The sequence below is a fragment of the Anatilimnocola floriformis genome, assembly GCF_024256385.1.
Taxonomy (GTDB): Bacteria; Planctomycetota; Planctomycetia; order Pirellulales; family Pirellulaceae; genus Anatilimnocola; species Anatilimnocola floriformis.
Map to the genome: position 1 here is coordinate 2,129,591 of NZ_JAMLFW010000001.1, position 18,128 is coordinate 2,147,718.

The following is an 18,128-nucleotide window of genomic DNA, read 5'->3' on the forward strand; positions in this document are numbered from 1 at the left end:
CTACGGGCTACCTGCCACTTCTTCGGCACGCTTCATCACGCGGATGATGTTGCCGCTCATCAAAGCGTGGATTTCGTCGGCCTTCCAACCGCGGTTGAGCAGTTCCTGCGTGATCAGCGGATAGGTCGAGACGTCTTCGAGTTGCGCCGGGCATTTGCTGATACCGTCGTAGTCGCTCCCAAGGCCAACGCATTCCTTGCCGGCGACGCGGGCGATGTGCTCGATGTGGTCGACGACGTCGTGAATGTCGCCGGCAGGATAGGGATTGCGGGCCTCCCACTTTTTCCTCTCGCGGCTGTAGTCTTCTTCGTTGGGGAACTTGGCCCGCAGCTCGCGCGAGACGGCGAACATCTCACTAAGGATCTTGGCCGATTCCGGCACCACGAAGCCGGAGAAAAAATTGACCATCACCACACCGCCGTTTTCCTTGACGAGCTTGAGGACATCATCGGGGACGTTCCGCGGATGGCCAGCGATGGCCCGCGCCGATGAATGCGAATAGATGACCGGGGCCTTGGTGACCTTGAGCGCAGCCCGCATCGTGGCATCGCTGACGTGCGACAGGTCGACGAGCATGCCGAGGCGGTTCATTTCGCGAACCACTTCCTCGCCGAAGGGACTGAGGCCGTTGTGCTTCGCGGTGTCGGTCGCCGCGTCGGCCCAGCCGAGCGTGTCGCTGTGCGTGAGCGTCATGTACCCAGCGCCTAGCTTCTTCAGCCGGCGAAGGTTCTCGATCGAATCTTCGATGCAATGGCCGCCTTCGACGCCGATGAGCGAGGCGATCTTCCCCTCTTTGCGAGCCGCTTCGATATCGGCCACCGTCACTGCGGCGGTAAAGGTCTGCGGATAGCGCTTGATCATCTCGCGAACGAGCTCGATCTGCTCGATCGTTTTCAAAAGCGCCGTGCCGTCCTTCGAAGTTTCGGCGGGTACATAAACGCTCCAGAACTGCGCGCCGACGTTGCCCGCCTTCAGCCGCGGAATGTCGGTGTGCATCTTCGGCTGGTCGACTGCGATGTCTCGCTTATCGAACGAACTGCTCGCTTCCTTTCGCATCTCCCACGGCAAGTCGTTGTGGCCGTCGAAGACAAAACCGGCTGCATGCACGCGGCGACCTTCGTCGGTGAGAACGACTTTGGGCCGTTCCTTCTTCGCTTCTTGAGCGAAGCAACTCGTCGCTGCGAGTGCGACCGTGGTAGCAGCGGTAGTGCGGAGAAATTCGCGGCGGGATGGTTGGTTCATGGGTTGTGAGTAGATGTATGCCGGAACAAGCGTACTCGCGCAGTTCCGACAGGATTGGCAATCGAAGATGAAGCGCGCTTCACGCCGGAACTGTGCGGAGTACCGCTTGTTCCGGCCTACTGGGCTAGACTGCTAAGTTCCCGCAAACGACGGACGTTTTCAATCACCAATCGGGCGGCAAAGTCGATTTCTTCCGCCGTGTTAAATCGGCCGATGCCGAAGCGGAGGCTGGCGAGGGTGAGATCTTCGGTCTGGCCGATCGCGCGTAGGACGTGGCTCGGCTCGGGATTGGCCGAGGTGCAAGCGCTGCCGCTGGAGACCGCGACGTCGCGCATGCTCATCATTAACGCTTCGCCTTGAACGAGTGGAAAGGCGAGGTTGAGATTGCCGGGCAACCGTGTGGAGAATAAATCCTCGGCGGAGGGAAGCTCGGGGCCGTTCAGCAAGCAATCGGGAATGGCAGTCTTCAATTGCTGAAATAGCCGTTCACGCAACTGATGCTGACGCAGTGCCGCGGCTGGCAACTCCTGTAGACACAAGTCGAGAGCTGCGGCAAAACCGACAACCAGCGGTACCGGCAGCGTGCCGCTGCGCAAATTGTATTCCTGACCGCCGCCATCGATCTGCCCTTCGAGTCGTGTGCCGCGGCGGACGTAGAGTGCGCCGATTCCCTTCGGCCCATACATCTTGTGCGCCGAGAACGACATCAAGTCGACGTTGAGTTGTGAGACATCGACTGGGATCTTACCGACCGCTTGGGTGGCGTCGCATTGAAAAGGAATGCCGCGTTCACGGCAGATCGCGCCGATTTCGGAGATGGGTGCTATCGAGCCGATTTCGTTATTGGCGAGCATCACGCTCACCAGACAAGTTTCCTCGCGCAGCGCGGCGGCAACTTGTTCAGGCTTGAGGATGCCGGTTAGCGGATCGCCGATTTGAGTAACCGGTAGCAAAGTAACTTCAAAGCCCTTCCGCGCGAGCTTCTTCAGCGGATCGAGCACGGCTTTGTGTTCGGTCGTGACGCTGACAATGTGATTGCCGCGGCGACGATTCCGTTCGCACGTGCCGCGAATGGCCAGGTTGTTGCTTTCGGTAGCGCCGCTGGTGAAGATAATCTCGCGTTCATTGGCACCGATCGCGGCGGCGATGCGAGCGCGCGAATCATCAGCAGCGGCTTTCGCTTCCCAGCCGAAGGAATGACTGGTGCTGCCGGCATTGCCATAGATCTGCGTGAAAAACGGCAGCATGGCGTCGACCACGCGGGGGTCGACGCGGGTCGTGGCATGGTTATCGAGATAAATCGGCAGTTGCATTCCACTCATATTAACTCACATACTTAGCTGCACACACTCCATCTCTCTCCAGGAGTTTTCGATGAGTCGCTTCCTGCCCGTTGTGCTCGCTCTGTTGTCCACCGTCCCTGCGAGTGCTGCCGACGGCACGCTGAAGCTCGCATTCAAGTACGACGGCGTTCCACCCAAGGCAGCCGTGCCGGCGGGTGTTGCGGCGGTGCCGTTTTGTGCTCCGCTTGGGGTCGTCGAGGAAGGGCTTGTGGTCGGAAAAAACGGCGGTGTGCAGAACGTCGTGATGTGGATGCAAACGAGCAGCAAGTTTAAAGCGCCGGTAAACCCGGACATCAAAGACTTGCCGAAGGAAGTGAAGGTCGACAACAAAGGCTGTCGCTACGAGCCGCGGATCACGCTGCTGCAAAACACGCAAACGCTCGTCGTCGGCAACCCCGATGCGATCGCACACAACACCAAAGGTGATTTCTTTGCGAACAATTCCTTCAACGAACTGATCCCGGCCGGCGGTTCGCAGTCGTTCAAACTTCCCAAAGCCGAGAAGGTGCCGATGCCGCTGAGCTGCTCGATTCACACTTGGATGGGTGACTGGGTACTCATCCAGGACCATCCTTACTTCGGCGCGAGCGACTCGGCCGGCGTGCTGACCATTCCGCACGTGCCGGACGGCAAGTACACGTTTATCGTGTGGCGCGAAAAGGGCTTCGTGCAGAAGGTGAAGCAGAAGGACAAAGAGATCGAATGGAAGAGCGGTCGAGTCGATATCACGATCGCGGGCGATACCGATCTCGGCACGTTCTTAATTAAGTAAGTCGCCTAGCCGATGAGCGTCATCGGGTGACCGAGCACAATCGAGCCGCCGTGGGCCGTCAGGTCGCCCATGCGCGCGGCGGGCATGCCGCTGAAAAAAGTGATGAAGCTGCCGAGCGCGATGACATCGGGCGGGCCGACGCAGACGCACATGTCACCGACTCGGGCTGGCGGCATGCCGCCCACCAGCGTGGGAATGCCACCCGGCGGCAAGATCGGTCCGCCGACGTGCGGCACGAGAACCGTGATCATCGGACAAACGTGCATATCAGTGACGCGAGCGCAAGGCATGCCCATGGCGTGGCTCCTGTTGATTTCTGGCTGTAGTGAATTATCGCCCTGAAATTGGCACGGTTGCGGAAATTATTCCGAAACAGCTCAACCTTTGACCATTTCGAGGCCGACTCGCAGAAATTCGCGATACTTATCGGGGGCTTTTTCGGGTTGCTTGGCCACGGCAGCAAGCAAAATGGCTCCGGTTGCCGCGTGAGCACATTGGGTCGGTCCCGGCGCAAGTGGCGGCGCTGGCGGTGGCGGGCCCATGCTCCCTTCACTCCAAAAAGCGGCCATCGCGACCCAGCTGGCCGCGGTACCGTGATCGGCTGCTTGCGAGGCGGCATAAATCTCACGCCGCAATCCTTCGCTGCGGTCGCCCAACCAGCGCTGCACTAGGTCGAGTGCATTTGCGTCGATTTTCGACAAGCCTTCGCCGCAACCAATGTTCACGCAGCGGTGAGCCCACTCGATGACAGTCAACTTGCCCATTGCGAACGCGAGAACGCGAATCGCATCGAGAAATTTTTCCTGGCCGGCGAGTGATTCAACAAATTGCGGTGTGTTCCAATCGGGCTTGGCGAGTTTTTTCGTGTCGTCGTCGACGGGCGCGATCTGCACCACATCGGTAGCCGTGGCGATGAGCAAACCGACGCTCCCCTCGGCCGACGGCATGCCGGCATTCACGGCAATCGGCGCCGACGGATGAGCATGCGCGTGCGGAGCTGGCGCGGGAGGTGGAGTTTGGGCCGGCGGCGGAGATGACGGCTGAAAAGTCGATTGCGGAGTATTCTGCTGTGGCGGTTGCTGCGCCGGAATTCGTCCGCTCGTGCCACCGCTGGGAGGCGGGGCTTCGTGTTTTGTGGTTGACCAGGTCGGCTGCACGGCCGGCTTGGCATATTCCGGCATGGCGGGATTTGAAAGTTCGCCTTCCTCGCCCATCACCACGCGAAAAATGGCCTGGCCGGCGCGGATTTCATCACCGTTGTAGACGAGCGAATCAGTCACTCGTTCGCCATTGCGAAAGCTGCCGTTGGCGGAGTTCAGATCTTTGAACTGGCATTCATTTCCCAACCATTGGATGGAAAAATGGACGCTCGACATTTCCGGATTTTCGGGAAAGTTGATGTCGGCCGTCGTTCGCCCGACGTACATCAACTGCCCTTCGCGAAGAGTGATCTTGCGACCCAGGCCGGGGCCTTTGATGACCTGCAAAAACGCGCGCATGGAGTCCCGTTTCTGGAAATGGACCGGTCGGCATTCGGCGACATGAGAGGCCGCCGTGCGACTCGCACTAACTTACCTGCTGCGGAGCGACGTTGCCAAGGGTTGTTCCCCCAGCGCAGGCGGAGCAGTTTTGCAACAGCAGCGTGCCAGAAGATGCATTTGAGAGTGCGCAAAGAAACGCCCCGCATCCTTGCAGGGCTTTTTCGGGAAACAGCTTTGATTACTGCAATTGATTGCAGCATTTAGTTACTGCAGCTTAGCGGTACCGACGGCAGCAATACCACATGCCGTTCGAACCTTGAGCATAACCGACGTCGACCGTCGCCATGCCGCTGTTGGCGTAGCAGCAAATGGCGTAGGCGCCTTCTTTCGTTCCAGCCATGCCGCAGCCTTCGTAGCCGGGGTTGCCGCCGAAGTGGCCGACGTAGCCATTGGCAGCCATGATGTTGGCCACACCTTGAGCCGACGAAGTGTCGAACTTGCTCTTGACGACGGTGGTGGCAGTTGCGGCCTTCGCTGTCGTGGCAGTGGCCGTGGTTGTTGTGGTGAGCGACACGGGAGTCGCCTTCACCGGTTGCGCCTTGGCAGCTTCCGTGGCGGGCGCGGTTGTGGGGGCGGGTGCAGTGGTAACGGGCTTCTGCACGGTCACCGGTTGCGAATAGGCGGGTTGGTAATAGTTTCCATTGCTGCGACCGCGGCGAGCTTCAGCCGTGTTAGCGACAACAACGAGTACCAGTCCGCAAACCAACAAAGCAATCCGTTTCATTTCAACAAACTCCATCAAAGAAAATCAAACAAACAACAACAACTTCATGCGGCCTCACATGACTGTGCTCCTTCCAAGACATGCTCCTGTAGTCAGTCACTTCCGTGTCTGACAGGCTTTGACGCGCGCAGTCCAGGCAGTCGCCGCCACTGCCCGGTGGCAGCTTCAGCAAATTCCATGAACCTGGCGCGAAATCACCGCGCAACAACACCGCATGAACAGGCCGTCGCCTGATCGAGCGTGCCATCGCCATCGCGGCACAACATTAACGGCAGGAAATCGAGGCTCGCTTCGCGAGCCGATAGGTGGGGTTAAAATCGGCGTGGTCTGGTCGGTTGTCGACCAAGGAAACAGCCACGCAAGTAGGAATGAATAACGGGCACTTTGCCCCTAAAACCCGGCTTGCAGATGTTCGTCATCAACACCCCACAAGCCAACCGTGGCCAGCAATCTAGCAAACGGCCGTAGACCGCCAAGGCCCGCTTGACACGGCCCACGATTGCGGGTTTGGCGCGGGGCGAGCAAGAGCGTGTTGATCGCGGCGTGCCAAAGCATCACTGCTGCCTCTGAATTCTGGCGAATTCAGCTACTTTGCAGGCGACGTCAGCCCCTTGCTTCTCGCTTCAATTCGCACGATGCTGGTTGGCTCGAAAACAATACGGGCTCGCAGCATCAAACACGCGAGGGTGTGCGATGAAAGTGGAAATCTGTGCCGATAAACAGGACTTGGGCAAGCGGGCCGCAGCCGCGGGCGCCGCGCAAATCCATGCCGCCATTGCCGATCGGGGCGTGGCACATGTGATTGTGGCCACCGGGGCTTCGCAGTTCGAAATGCTCGGCGAACTGGTGAAGACGCCGAACATCGACTGGTCGAAGGTCATCTTCTTTCACCTCGACGAATATGTCGCGATGCCGATGACCCATCCGGCTTCATTTCGGAAGTATCTGAAGGAGCGTCTCGTCGATCAGCTGCCGCAACCGCCCAAGGCCTTTCATTATTTGAACGCCGAGGGTGACGCCGCCGCCGAATGTCGCCGCCTGGGCGAACTCATCGAGAAGCATCCTATCGATGTCGCCTTCATCGGCATCGGCGAGAACGGCCACCTGGCCTTCAACGATCCGCCGGCCGATTTCGACACCGAACAGCCCTACATCGTCGTCAATCTCGACGACGCCTGCCGCCGGCAGCAGTTCGGCGAGGGCTGGTTTCCCACCTTCGAAGCGGTTCCGACACGAGCCATTTCGATGTCGGTCCGGCAAATCCTGAAATCGAACATGATTGTCTGCAGCGTTCCGGACGAGCGTAAAGCGGCTGCCGTGAAAAACTCCCTCGAAGGAGCCGTCACGCCGCAAGTCCCGGCCTCGATCCTGCAAGAGCACCCTCGGGCCACGATCTATCTCGATCCACCCGCCGCTTCGACCTTATCCAAACGATAAACTCTTCGTTTTGCATTCTGCCTTCTCACTTCTGCATTTCTTCTGCCTTTCCTTGAGGTCTCCATGTCCGACGAAACCACCGAACGCCCCACCGTGATTCTCTCTGGGTTCGGCGATGAAGCAGCCAATCAAAAGACGGCCGAGCAACAGTTCGCCGCGTTTGCCGCGCTGGGCCTGCAGTACTATTCCATTCGCTTCATCGACGCCGGCAACGGTATTAAGAATGTGATGCAGCTGACGACGGCGGAGATCCAAAAGGTTCGTCACCTCGAAGATGAATACGGTCTGAATGTCGCCACGCTCGGTTCACCAATCGGCAAGGTCAAGCTTCTCGACCAAGAGGATGGGACGAAAAACCGCTACGTGCCATTCGAAAAATACCTCAACGAAGACGTGAAAAAGGCCTGCGAACTGGCTCACGCCTTCGAAACCAAGCTCATCCGCGGCTTCTCCTTTTATCATCCCAAAGGTTCCAACCCCGCCGATCACCTGCCGCAAGCCATCGATCAACTCGGTCAGATCGCTGAGCTCTGTCACCGCAGCGATTTGACGTTCGGCCTGGAAGTGGAAGCCAATCTCGTCGGCCAGACCGGCGATTTGCTCGCCGAGATTCATCGCCAGGTCGATCATCCCGCCATGGTGCTGATCTTTGACGGGGCGAACATCGCCACTCAGGGCTTCAGCCCGACCGAGACCTTCGACCAGTACGAAAAGATGAAGAAGGGGCTCGGCTGGATGCACATCAAGGACTACCGTCATCCGCAGCGGATGGCGCGAACGACGCACGTCGACGAAGAGGCCCTCAAGCACTTCGTGCCGGCCAACCTAGGCGACAGCGCTCACGAAGCCATTCTGCGGGACTTCAAGGAACTGATTCCCGCGATCGAAAAGAAGCTGACCATGCGGGGCATTCCCGGCGTGATTCTCGATCTGGAACCGCACCTCAAGGGCGGCGGTCAGTTCGGCGGCTTCAGCGGGCCCGATGGCCTGGGCGTGGCCCTTCGTGGTTTGTGCAAAGTGCTCGATTACGTGGGCATCGACTATCACCTGCGCGATTTTGACGACGTGCGCAGTGCCCGCGGGTTCTAGTTGGCCCCTACAACCGGCATCGGCAGCAAAGCCTCAAATCGCCACCGCCCCTGCGGCGGTGGTTCACCGGATTCTGCACTACTCGGTAGCGCATGTAAGAAGATCCGAGGAGTGGTGCAGAAGCCGGTGAACCACCGGGGCGAGCCCGGTGGCGGAATCTACTCGTGAACTGAGTCGACGCGGGCACACTCGTAAACGTTTTGTAATCTCATTGTCATATCAACCGCCATCTACTCTTCGCGGCGAGCAACTCAGCATCGCACGCACGGCGGTTGCCCGCTGAAGAACGTCGCAACGCTCATCGGAACGTATGATCGTGAGTTAAAAAACGCCTTGATTTGCCGAGCGAAATCGCTGTTCATGGTTTGGCATCGATCGCTCCGTTTGCTTAGCCGCGCATCGTCAGCGCACAACCGACGAGCTCATTCACGCGCGGAACGTCGCGTCCAATTTGCACAGCGTAGCGACAGCAACAGGCGACCATTTCATCGGTCGATTTCTTCACACGCCGCGCCGATGGAAATATTAGGGTCGGCTTTCTGTTCCGTTGTGAAAGACGCCAAGCCGCTCTGCATGCGGCAGGGGTACTCCGAACGATGTCTGACTTGAATCTGTCTTCTCTGACGATCTCGATCGACCTGGAATTGGAAATCGGCCAGGCCACCGCCAGCCAACTCGACTGGCTCGACGACCTGACTCCGGAACTGGTGGCTTTGCTCGACAGCCACAAGATCGCCGCCACCTGGGCTGTGGCCGATCCGGCTCGCTCGGCGGCAACCGACTCGATCCTGAGTTCCGACCTGCCGCACGAAATGGCAGTTCTCGGCGATCGCACCTGGCTGGGCTGGGGAGCCGGTGGCTCGCGAGCCAATCGGGAACTGGCCCGGCGGATCTCCGGTGCCGCGGCCCGGCAGATCTCGATCCGCACGCTAGTGCTCCACAACGAATCGAGCTTCGCCAATGGGTTGCAGCTCAGCGAACTCGGTATCCGCACGGTCCGCCAGCCGATCGGCCACGAAGTGCTTCGCCCGGTCTCGCTCATGGGCCTGGCAAAAGGTTTGGCCGTGGCGGAGCAAGTGCAACGGCTGACTTTGCCGAAGTGGTGGAGTTGGTGGGAAGGTGAATCGCAGCTGACGGCCCGCTGCCGGCAGCGAACCCTGCTCCCCGAGCGGGCCACACGTCATCTGGGGCTCGATGCTCAGCAACTTTGCTCCGCTGGCCCGCGCGGCCTGCAACGCCTGGCCAACCTGCTGGAAGAACTGTGCGAACTCCGCAGCCGCCGGCAGGTGCAGTTGCTTACTTTGCAGCAGTGGCAAGAACGGCGCGTCGTGGCCGAGAAGCGGGCTGCTTAGCTCCGCGATTCTATCTTCGCTCATCCTTCATCAACCCAAAAGTTCTTAGCGCTATGGCGCTAAGAACTTTTTTGCCGTTTTATTTGGAGTTGAGATATCGATTGACTTTGAAGCACCGGTGTTAAAGACTACGAGGTCTACTACCTCGATTTACTTGCATCCTTTGCACCTCTTCCTGCACCGGTGCTGTTATGTCTATCCGGAGCGTTCGGCGGGCGCGGCCATCATCCTCAGCGAAGAAGGATCGTCAGCGTGCGTCGCCGCGCTTTCGTCGGCCGCAGTTGTGGGCCGAGAAACTCGAGCCGCGGTTGTGTCTGTATGCGGAGTTCGTCGAAGCCTATTCGTCGGCCGATTCGCTGATCGACGATACCTATGATGATATCGTTTTCGACAACGCAGGTAATTATTACACCAGCGGCACAAAGTATGTGACGAAGTTTGCAGCCGATGGTTCTATCGTCTGGAAGTCGACGGTTGTGGATGGAGCGGAAATGGCCGTTGATGCGATGGGCAGTGTCTATGTGACCGGTCGCACCTCCGGTACCAGAACGTTTGCTGGCCCGACCAATAGCATTAGCGTTACGACGGTCGGTCAGAGTGATGTCTTCGTGGTGAAGTTGGACTCATTCGGCGATCCCGCGTGGGTCAAAACGATGGGAGGCTTGCAGCCCGAATTCTTCGGCGGAATCGCGGCAACTCCCGAGGGTGATGTGGTGGTCGCGGCCACCTTTCAAACCACAGCCTATTTCGGGCCGACCACGCTGGTGAGCCAAGGCAACCGCGACATTTTTGTGAGCCGGCTGTCGACGAACGGCGATTTTCAGTGGACCAGGCAGATCGGTGGACCTGACTCGCAAGAAGCCTTTAGCGTGGCGCTCGACGCCAACGGCAATGCTTACGTCACTGGTGAAACGCACGGCGTGATGAACCTGGTCGGAAGCAGGATCAGCCTGAGCACTTACCACCAAGCGCTGGTTGCCAAGCTGACACCAACGGGCGACTGGGCCTGGGGAAAGGCGATGGGCGCCGCGCCAAATTGGGCCGATGGCCGCTCGATTGCCATCGATCCTGCGGGTTATGTGGTGACGGTCGGTGGCTACGGTGGCCCAGCCGATTTCGATCCGGGGCCAGATGACTACTCGCTCCCCACCAATGCTGCCGGCACTCCGTCGGACATGTTCCTACAAAAGATGGACCTGGACGGTAACTTTGTCTGGGCTCGCGGCATTGGCGGTGGAGTCGCCAATCAGGTCGTCGTCGGCCCCGACCGGAAGATTTATTTCGTTGGCAACTACGGAACCCAAAGACTTCAATCCCTCGAGCGACGCCTACTACTTGAGTGGCGGCAGTTCCTATCTTGCCACCTACACCCCCGAGGGCAACTTCGTTGCCGCCCGCAGCCTGGAAGCCGCCGAGACAAACAGCGTTGCGGTTGCGCCCGATGGCTCGGTTTACGTTTGCGGAAAGTTTCGGACCACCCGCGATTTCGACCCGGGGCCTGGAGTGTTCAACCTGACGGCGACGCGTGATAGCGACGCGTACATTCTCCGCTTGAAGGCGCCGGGGAGTTCGGTGGATGGCTACGTCTGGCAAGATGCGAACTACGACGGCTTGCAACAGTCGACGGAAAACGGTCTGGCAGGTGTCGTCGTCGAGTTGTACGCCACGATCAATATCGTCCCCAACGACATATACGACGACAGCCGAATTGCTGTGACCACAACCGATGCCGACGGCCGCTATTCGTTCGGCGACCTGGTCAGCGGCAAGTATTTCGTCGTGGTTCACCCTCCGGTCAACTATTCATTCACAGTGGCGAACGTTGGGACGGATGACACGATCGACAGTGACTTTACCAACGTTAGCGTGAGCACCGTGCTCACGGTCCAGGCATTTGAACACGTCTCGCATGTCGATCTGGGCCTGCTGGGCACGTCTCCAAAATGGGGATTTGCGTTGCGGGCAGGTACAACCACCGACGATACCGGCATCGCCGTGGCGAGCGATACCGACGGCAACATCTTTGTCGCAGGTCAGTTCACAGGAACCATCGACCTCGATACTGGCCCGCTGCAATACAACCTAACCACGTTTGGCACCGATACCGACGTCTTTCTCGCGAAGTACACTCCCGCTGGCGCACTGATTTGGGCCCGGAAATGGGGAGACAGCGACGACGAGTCGCTCGCCGATATCAAAGTCGACAGCCAAGGGAACGTCGTTGTGGCTGGCAGATTTGGATACTCGCTCGATTTGGACCCCGGTCTCAATTCTACTTTGAGAGTTAAGTCTTCTTCTTGGGACGATGTATTCATCGTGAAGCTCGACCCGCTGGGAAATTACCTGTGGGGCGGCAACATGGGTGGCACGTCGGACGAGACTGCCGCCGCTCTCACCATCGACAGCAACGACAACGTCTATCTGGCCGGCAATTTTTCCGGGACCGCTGACGTGAATCCGGGCTTGTCGACCGAGAACACTCCCATCCCAGCCAATTACACGCCGCTGACTAGCGCCGGCAGCTACGATGCCTTTGTCATCAAGTTGACGGAAATCGGTGACTTGGTTTGGGCCCGCAGCTTTGGTGGAACCGGCGACGATGGCATGCGTGACCTCGACGTTGACGCTGCGGGAAACGTCATATTGACTGGCTATTTCAGCGGAGTTGCCGATTTCAATCCCGCAGCAGGTACGGGAAGTGTGTTTAACCTCACCAGCGCCGGCAGCTTTGATTCATACGTGTTGAAACTGAACGACGCCGGCAATTTTGTCTTGGCGCTGCGTCAGGGAAACACCGGCGCCGATCAGGACAGCAATTCGATCAGCGTTGACTCGGCTGGCAATATCTACACGGTCGGCGGATTTCAGGGGACGGTGAATTTCGATCCGATGGTGGCTGGCGCGCAACTTTCCAGCGCTGGCGGCTTGGACATCTTCGTCGCCAAGCGTGATGCCCTCGGCAAGATTCTGTGGGTGAAACGATACGGTAGTGGTGCGACCGATGTTGCTTATGGTGTCGATACCGACGCCGACGGCAATGTGTATTTGACGGGGCGGTTTGGCAACACGGTGGAGTTTGGCGATGTCGACACGCGGGCCACTCTCACAAGCAGCAATGGTTCGAGCGACTCATTCATCACCACCCTCACTCCCAGCGGCGAGACATTTTCGGCCTTCCGCATTGGCAGCGGCTTAACGGATCAGGGCAACGGTATCGCCTTTGATCAAGTGAGCCGCTCGATTGTCTCGACCGGTAAGTTCAGCGTGACCCCCGATTTCGATGTCGCGCCGACGACGGATTATCCGCTGACGAGCGCCGGTGGCACGGACATGTATCTGTCCGTCTTCCGCAAGAATTTTGCCCCGCGCTTCGTCAATCTTTCGTCCTCCACCATTTACGAATCGCAACTGACGCAGATCGTCGGCACCATTTCGGTCGTCGACGACAATCAGGGAGATCAGTTCACGTACGAATTGCTCGACAATCTAGGCGGAAAATTTTCGCTCGTTGGCAATCAACTGATTGCCAATTCGGCGTTGATCGACTTTCAGGCCGAGTCGTCATTTCGCGTCAACGTCCGCGCCACGGATTTGGGTGGGTTGTCGGCGCCCGGGTCGTTCACGGTTGAGGTTGTTCCCAAGGATTCCGAACCGATTTTGCCGCCGGTAATCGGTTTCGAGCAAACGACCACCGGCTTCACGCTCGACTTCAGTCGCGACCTCGATCCAACAACACTCAATTTGTATTTGACGCAGGGAAGTAACCTGGGCCCAGTCGATCTGGTGTTGCGCGGCTCGGCGAGCAACGCCGAGCCGATTCGCGGTTCGGCGGTAATCAGCCCCGATCGGCGAAGGCTTACCTTTATTGCAACCGCGAGCATTCTGCCGGCCGATATCTATACCGTGACGCTTGGCACGAGCGAGGGTGGCAAATTCGTCCGTTCTTTCGGTGTGGCAACGCCGCTCGCGAACGCAGTGAAGTTAAGCCTGCCGAACTTTTCCCGCGGTCCGGCGCAGATGGTGAACGTGCCTGCAAAAGATGACACAGCGGGAATTCCCATCAGCGTGAGCAATGCCGCGGGAATTACATCGGCGGTCTTTCAGCTGCGCTACGATCCGGCGCTCCTCAATATTCAAGGCATCGCGGTCGCGCCCGGTATGCCCACTGGCGCAACGGCTTCGCTCGTCATCACGACACCGGGCCTGGCGACAATTACTTTTGCGAGCACGACGCCGCTGACCATAGGTGCTAAGCAATTCGTCACGCTGCAGGCCAGCGTTCCCAGCACCGCGACTTATCGGGCGAAACACATCCTCGATCTGACCAACATCAGTTTGAACTCGGGAGCGATCCCGGCGATCGACGACGATGCGCTGCATGTGGTCGCCTACTTTGCCGACGTGACGGGCAACGGCGCCTATAGTGCACAGGATGCCTCGCTGGTGGCCCGTAATGCCGTCGGCATCGATACGGGGCTGCAGGATTTTCCGCTGCTCGATCCTGTCGTCATCGGCGACATCACCGGCAACGGTTCTTTCTCGGGCGACGATACTTCGCTCATTCTACAAGCCGCCGTCGGCATTTTTGTCGATAAGATTCCCGGCGGAGTATTCTCCGGTTCATTCCTGCAAGGTGGCCCTGATCCGAAGTTGAGCATTCCGCGCAATCTTAGCGCCTCGCCTGGGCAAACTCTAAACATTCCGGTCGACATCGACAGCATCGTCGATCTCACCGGCAGCGGACTAAGCTCGGGCGACCTGGTGATCTATTACGATCCGCAGGTGCTCGACGTCACTGATGTGGCTCTTGGCAGTCTCCTGAGTAATCGCAGCGACTGGATGATCTCTTCGCGAATCAATCCGCTCGCCGGACGAATCGATATCACGCTCGCCGGAACCAGGCCCATCGAAGGACGCTTCCGTGGCGAGTTTGTGAAATTGCAAGCGACGGTGCGCGCAGGCGCGACGACCGGCGCTTCGGCCATCAATATCGCGGCCAATTCGCGCAGCCGGCAAACGCAACTGAACGAAGGGGGCCTGACGCTCATTCCAGCGCCTACCGATGCCAGCAACGATGCGATCGACGGTTTGCTGACCGTGATCAGTGCTGCGGCGCCTCCCGAAGTGACGGCGCGCGTAATCGACGGCCGTCTGCTTATCACCGGCACGAACGCTGCCGAACAGATTTTCGTCGGCTACGTTGATGCGGAGCGCGTGCTGGTGCGGTCGGGGCGTCGTTTGCTCGGAACATTTGTAGCGCCCCAAGGCATCGCCATCGACGGGGTGGCTGGCAATGATCTTGTCTATGTTGACCCGCGCCTGCCGGCGACGGTCATTCAGCAGTCGTCCATCGGCGCGGATCACGATCTAATTTTTGCTGCCGACAACAGCCAGCTTATCGAGACAGAGCTTCCACCGTCCAACATCGCGACAGCGGCCGGCCAACAACTCTCTAACCAGGAGTTAGCCATTCTGCAGATACTCGCCAACTGGCGCGCAGAGTATGAAATCGTCAGTGCGCCCGCGCCGGGCGCTCGGTCCATGGCAATCCGTCGCCGGTAATCCCCGAGGAGTTGATTGCGTCTTCAACGGCTCATCAGTCGTTCGATCTTGCCGAAGTACCAGCTGCTGAGCGGGAAGTGGCTGGCCATAACGACTAGCAAGGCGAGCACCATCGCCAGATTGCCGCGGCTGAAATCGAGTTGCACGAAGATGGCGTTGAAGAACGCGGCGCCTTCTAGCAACGCACAAGCGACGATCGTGCGGACTTGAATCGTCTGCGCTGCCGATTGGATCTCGATGAGTCGTTGATATTCAGAGTCGGGCTTGAGCTGCGGCACGATCAAGAACGGCGGGACCAGCAGCGCCAAGACTCCTGCTACGACAGCGCTCGCCATGGCAATCGCTTGCGGGATGGTGAGTTGTCCGGGTATCACGACCAGTTGCTGCGGCAGCTTGCCCGCGCGCAGGTGCAAAAACAAGCAGAAGCCTGTGTAGCTTGTGACGCCCAGCAGCAGCGCGCAGACAATAATCCGCAACACCATGAGCGAGCCGCGCAGCTGTTGTCGTTCGTCTTCAGTGAGTTCGGGCATGGAAATTTTTTGCAGCGAGTACGCTTTGTTCTCAGGCGGGATTAGTGGCAATCTTCAAGTCGGCAGCGAGGCGGGCGGGGTCGATCGCGGCCACGTTGGTTTTTTGCTCATCTGCACGAACAGCGGCGATCCCAGCGATTTGTCCGGTCGTCATCCAAACCGGCTCCATGCGTAGCACCGACATCGCGACGTGCGTGCAAGACATCGCCACGGGAACCAGCAAGTTGTCGATAGTCTTCGGCAGCAGAGCGCCATAAGGAATCTGTCCGGGTTGCGCAGGTCCCTGCGCTTTCTTGGGATACCAGAGGACTCCTTCCATGAAACCATCGACGGCGAAACGGCGGTCGTGGCACGGATGCACATCGAAGGAATGTTCGCCGAGCGCGATCGGATTTTCGACGCGCGGCGTCTGCCCTTTGTCATCCGGCATGAAGTTTCGCTGTGTAATCAGCGCCCGGCCGGTGATTCGCCGACCTTGTCGCACATAAATCTGCCAAGGCCAATGATCGTTGCTGGTGAATTCCTGTTTGTGCAGGCCGAGCGGCGCGACCTGGCTGCGGATGGCCTCGGGAACATGTGGATCGTTTTGTAAAAACCAGAGCATGCCAGCCCCATGTTCGATGTGAAACCGCGCCAGTCGTGCGCGATGTGCTTTGCTCGCTTCGGGCCAGGCCCAACTGATACCGGGGCAGTTCAAACTGGTGAGCCATTCGATGTGACCGTTGGCTTCGACTTTTCGCCCCGGCAACGTCACGCCGCTGCTCCAGCGCGTGACTCGGCCACTTTTGAAATCGTCGAGCAGCGGCAAATAGTCGGGCAAGTGCTGTTCGTACGAATTGGGCTTCTCAATCGGAACTCGTTGTTCTTTGTCGTCGGTGAAAATACATCGCGCACAAAAGGCCTGAATGGCTGGCGAGGCTTCACCCGTGTCTGCCGTGATGATTTGCTTGCCGGTGCGGAAGTTCATGTAATGAATGCCGGCGAGCGGCTCGTCGAATTCATCGCGCGCTTCGCGTCCGACGCGATACGGCACTTTCGCCGCCGCGGCGAGGTCGCCTTCGTAGGTGCCGTCGATGAACGTCTTCGCCGCGATCATCTGCTGAGCGTTTTTCGCGTCGCTGAGTTCAACCTGTTTGATTTGGCCGCCGTCGATGGTGGCTCGCAGCAGGTGATGCGCCGGGAGGAATGTCAGATTAGGTTCGTTCGCGATGATCTGCTCAAAGACGAGTTGAGCGACCGACGGTTCGTAGTACCAGCCGTCATGAATGAGTTTGAATTCGGGCGAGGTCTCGCCGAGGCGTTTGACGTATTCCGCTCGCACGCGCTGCGTGAACTCCAGAACGAAGCCGCCGAACAAATGTCGACGCACTGCATCAGTCGTGCAGAGTCCGCTGGCTGCCATGCCGCCAGGATGAGGCTGTGGGCAGGCAAGCGTGACCTTCAAACCACGGCGGGCTGCTTCGACGGCGGCGGCGATTCCGCCGGGAGTGCTGCCGTAGACGAAGACGTCAGTAGTTTTTTTCTCGGGCTGATGCGCGAGTGCGTTTGACGCGAGAGCGGTGATTGAGGAAGCAACGAGGAAGTCTCTGCGTTTCATTAGTTTTGGTATCCGCTTCGGCCCCTCACCCCAACCCTCTCCCCGGAGTACCGAGGAGAGGGAGTAACTATTTATCTATCTCGATAACTAAATGAAGGCCCGATCGAGATGCGTGTAACCTCCATCTACGTGAATCAGCTGCCCCGTCGTGTGACTTGATCGTTGCGAGAGGAGGAAAACCACCATGTTGGCGATTTCTTCGGACTTCGTCATCCGTCGCTCGTAAGGAATGCGCTGTTCGATCTTGCGGCGTTCACCGGCAGGATCGCCGAGCGTTTGAATCCATTTTTCGTAGAGCGGCGTCCAGCACTCGGCGACGATCACGGCGTTGACGCGGATGTGATACTTCGCGAGTTCGATGGCCCATTCGCGTGTCAGGGCATTGCGACCGCCATTCGCCGCGGCGTAGGCCGAAGTATGTCCTTGGCCTGTTTCGGCGACCTTCGAGCCGATGTTGACGATCGCGCCTTGGGACTTTTTCAGTTCGGGCAAGGCATGCCGGACGACTTCATAGTAGTGGATCAGATTCCGCTGCAGCGAACGGATAAAGTCGTCGACGTTTCCTTCCTCAAGGCCGATGTTGTCGTTCACGCCGGCGTTGTTCACCACGCCATTGATGCGGCCGAATTTGGCGACTGCTTGTTTGACGGCGGATTCGCATGCGGCGGGATCGGTCAGTTCAGTGGCGATGCCATGCGCACGGCCACCAGCAGTGACGATTTCGGCGACGGCGGTTTCATTGTCGGCCTGGTTGCGGCCAATGATCACAGCGATCGCTTTTTCAGCGGCGAGCACATCGGCGATCGAGCGGCCGATTCCTTTCGCGCCGCCGGTGACGAGGACGACGTGATCTTGCAGTTGTAGGTCCATGGGGCTCTCGGATTGCTTCGGCGGTGCGTCGGAAGAGGGACATGATAACCAGCCGCCGAGTCCTATTGT

At 58.7% G+C, this 18,128-nt stretch carries 15 protein-coding genes; 6 read left to right on the top strand and 9 right to left on the bottom strand.

What is annotated here, in order from left to right:
* Together M9Q49_RS08410 and M9Q49_RS08415 are read right to left on the bottom strand one after the other, a co-directional pair.
* Positions 1-1,242 (bottom strand): dipeptidase, encoded by a 1,242-nt coding sequence (locus M9Q49_RS08410; RefSeq protein ID WP_254508273.1) that lies wholly within the window; start codon positions 1,240-1,242, stop codon positions 1-3.
* A gap of 116 nt (positions 1,243-1,358) precedes the next feature.
* Positions 1,359-2,564 carry a cysteine desulfurase family protein gene (locus M9Q49_RS08415; protein WP_254508274.1) on the bottom strand — a complete coding sequence of 402 codons (1,206 nt, stop codon included), beginning with the start codon at positions 2,562-2,564 and terminating at the stop codon, positions 1,359-1,361.
* A 52-nt stretch (positions 2,565-2,616) separates the two neighbouring features.
* Here M9Q49_RS08415 and M9Q49_RS08420 point away from each other — a divergent pair, with 52 nt between their 5' ends.
* The gene (locus tag M9Q49_RS08420) at positions 2,617-3,357 is read left to right on the top strand and encodes a hypothetical protein (RefSeq protein ID WP_254508275.1); all 741 of its coding nucleotides are present in this window, start codon (positions 2,617-2,619) and stop codon (positions 3,355-3,357) included.
* Positions 3,358-3,362: 5 nt separating this feature from the next.
* On the opposite strand, the gene M9Q49_RS08425 is transcribed toward M9Q49_RS08420, so the two are convergent.
* The 4 genes from M9Q49_RS08425 to M9Q49_RS08440 form a co-directional block, all read right to left on the bottom strand.
* Positions 3,363-3,653 carry a PAAR domain-containing protein gene (locus M9Q49_RS08425; protein WP_254508276.1) on the bottom strand — a complete coding sequence of 97 codons (291 nt, stop codon included), beginning with the start codon at positions 3,651-3,653 and terminating at the stop codon, positions 3,363-3,365.
* Positions 3,654-3,734: 81 nt separating this feature from the next.
* A complete protein-coding gene (locus M9Q49_RS08430) occupies positions 3,735-4,856 on the bottom strand; it encodes an FHA domain-containing protein (RefSeq protein ID WP_254508277.1) in 1,122 nt (373 codons plus the stop codon).
* A gap of 256 nt (positions 4,857-5,112) precedes the next feature.
* A complete protein-coding gene (locus tag M9Q49_RS08435) occupies positions 5,113-5,622 on the bottom strand; it encodes a hypothetical protein (protein ID WP_254508278.1) in 510 nt (169 codons plus the stop codon).
* A gap of 390 nt (positions 5,623-6,012) precedes the next feature.
* Positions 6,013-6,177: a hypothetical protein gene (locus tag M9Q49_RS08440; protein WP_254508279.1), complete on the bottom strand. Its 165-nt coding sequence runs from the start codon at positions 6,175-6,177 to the stop codon at positions 6,013-6,015.
* A gap of 138 nt (positions 6,178-6,315) precedes the next feature.
* Between M9Q49_RS08440 and M9Q49_RS08445 the strand changes: the two genes are divergently transcribed.
* The 5 genes from M9Q49_RS08445 to M9Q49_RS08465 all read left to right on the top strand — a co-directional run bounded on the left by M9Q49_RS08445 (position 6,316) and on the right by M9Q49_RS08465 (position 15,062).
* Positions 6,316-7,059, top strand: coding sequence for a glucosamine-6-phosphate deaminase (locus tag M9Q49_RS08445; protein WP_254508280.1), 744 nt, complete (start codon positions 6,316-6,318; stop codon positions 7,057-7,059).
* 63 nt (positions 7,060-7,122) lie between these two features.
* Complete coding sequence (locus M9Q49_RS08450) at positions 7,123-8,148, top strand: sugar phosphate isomerase/epimerase family protein (protein WP_254508281.1); 1,026 nt, start codon at positions 7,123-7,125, stop codon at positions 8,146-8,148.
* Between the two features lie 596 nt (positions 8,149-8,744).
* A complete protein-coding gene (locus M9Q49_RS08455) occupies positions 8,745-9,500 on the top strand; it encodes a hypothetical protein (RefSeq protein WP_254508282.1) in 756 nt (251 codons plus the stop codon).
* 191 nt (positions 9,501-9,691) lie between these two features.
* Entirely contained in the window at positions 9,692-11,029 is a 1,338-nt protein-coding gene (locus tag M9Q49_RS08460; RefSeq protein WP_254508283.1) for an SBBP repeat-containing protein, read from the top strand.
* 43 nt (positions 11,030-11,072) lie between these two features.
* Entirely contained in the window at positions 11,073-15,062 is a 3,990-nt protein-coding gene (locus tag M9Q49_RS08465) for an SdrD B-like domain-containing protein (protein WP_254511828.1), read from the top strand.
* A gap of 23 nt (positions 15,063-15,085) precedes the next feature.
* Here M9Q49_RS08465 and M9Q49_RS08470 read toward each other — a convergent pair whose 3' ends face one another.
* The 3 genes from M9Q49_RS08470 to M9Q49_RS08480 form a co-directional block, all read right to left on the bottom strand.
* Positions 15,086-15,592, bottom strand: coding sequence for a hypothetical protein (locus M9Q49_RS08470; RefSeq protein WP_254508284.1), 507 nt, complete (start codon positions 15,590-15,592; stop codon positions 15,086-15,088).
* Positions 15,593-15,623: 31 nt separating this feature from the next.
* A complete protein-coding gene (locus M9Q49_RS08475; protein WP_254508285.1) occupies positions 15,624-17,189 on the bottom strand; it encodes an FAD-dependent oxidoreductase in 1,566 nt (521 codons plus the stop codon).
* Between the two features lie 87 nt (positions 17,190-17,276).
* Complete coding sequence (locus tag M9Q49_RS08480) at positions 17,277-18,059, bottom strand: SDR family oxidoreductase (protein WP_254508286.1); 783 nt, start codon at positions 18,057-18,059, stop codon at positions 17,277-17,279.
* Positions 18,060-18,128 lie beyond the last annotated feature (69 nt).